This window comes from Edaphocola flava (assembly GCF_004118155.1).
Lineage (GTDB): Bacteria > Bacteroidota > Bacteroidia > Chitinophagales > Chitinophagaceae > Edaphocola > Edaphocola flava.
This window is the reverse complement of record NZ_SAIQ01000011.1, coordinates 1-1,572: the sequence shown is the minus strand read 5'-3', so window position 1 is coordinate 1,572 and position 1,572 is coordinate 1. Positions and strand designations below refer to the sequence as shown.

The following is a 1,572-nucleotide window of genomic DNA, read 5'->3' as shown; positions in this document are numbered from 1 at the left end:
CATCATGGCCGATGATACTGGTGTATTCCGGGAAAGTAGGTAGCTGCCATATTTATTTTAAGACACCCTTCATAACTGAAGGGTGTCTCTTTTTTATGTGTATACTATATACTACAACCATATACTACCCATATATACTATCATATACGCTATACCCAAAAGCAGCAAGGCAATACAACAGTATAACAAAACAAGTACCAACATACTAACAAGCTATACAACAACAATAAGAATACAATACAATAGATTAATACAATAAATAACAAAAGCGCCCTCTATAAAGGGCGCTTTTGCTGTATTAGTAAATACAATTTTTAATCTTTAAAGATTGATTATGGATTTATTTTTTGTATGATCCAGACATCCTGCTCCAGGCCCCAGCTTTTGGCAATGCCTTCTCTATGCTTCAGGATCTCAAATTTTCCGGATACTAATTTTTCTATAAATGGTTTTGGATGATAGGCAGTGAACATTCTGTTGCCTTCTTTTACATTCCCTCTTTCCACGAGTACTCCTTTGTCATATTGTACCAGCTCATTGTCCAGGAGGTTCTGCCTGGTAATATTTCCATGGGCTGTAAAGTAGAATATACCACCGGGCTTGAGTAGTCTGTATATTTCATTGATCCACTCAAAATGCTTTTCTTCTGATAGATGGGTAAATATGGAGATTGCATATGCAAAATCGATACAGGCATCCGGGAACGGTATCGGTGGGGATAGTTGATTTTCCTTAAAGTTAATGGCTTTTAGGTTTTGCTGACACCAGGCTACATATGCTTTATTGTAATCACTTGCAAAGAACTGAGCAGATGGGATAATAGCAGGAAAGTGTCTGATAATTCTACCAGGCCCGCAACCCCAGTCAAGAATAGCTTTTTGTTCCAGGGATATAAATGGCTTTACTTCTTCGTAAATATGCATGGCATCAGCCTTTCCGGAGTCGTAGTATCGCTGATAGTCGAGACGGAAGGTCTCATATATCATGAAGGGATCCGGGATGGGGACATCGGGATGAGCATTTTTGAAGGCTTTAATGTTTTCCTTTTGCTGTAAGTACTGCAGATAGAATCTTGATTTATCTACCACTTGTCCCAGGCCGAAAAATTTAATCAGCGATTTTGCACGGCCTAGAAGTGACTTAATATGGAGATAATTAATCAGTTGATAGATAAATATTGGCCCTTTCCGAAAGACTTAAGCGCTAGTTCGAAATAGTGCATAATGCAAAATATTCTTTAATGATTGACCTTTTTTTGCCTAATTCCCTTCCTTTCCCCACCTCTTTACCTATATTTTAAAGAATATGTGTGGTCTGTAATGTATGCTGGTATTGTGTTATGATAAAAAGTGATCAGGTGTATTTGGTGTAAAATAGTAAAAAGATTTGTTCAGGAATTAATAAGGTTCTATCTTTGCACTCCCTTACGGAAACGGGGGTTGCTCTTAAGATTGAATGGGAAGTGAGGCTGGCATTGTGTTTGAGGTATTTTTGGAGGTTTGGTAACGGACCGAAGGGAATAAAAAAACTTCAAAAAAGATTTGGTTTTTATGGAAAGGTTATTTACCTTTG

At 37.6% G+C, this 1,572-nt stretch carries 1 protein-coding gene; it reads right to left on the bottom strand.

What is annotated here, in order from left to right:
• Positions 1 to 332 precede the first annotated feature (332 nt).
• Positions 333 to 1,088: a class I SAM-dependent methyltransferase gene (locus EMP01_RS15455; RefSeq protein WP_161971353.1), complete on the bottom strand. Its 756-nt coding sequence runs from the start codon at positions 1,086 to 1,088 to the stop codon at positions 333 to 335.
• Positions 1,089 to 1,572: the final 484 nt, after the last annotated feature.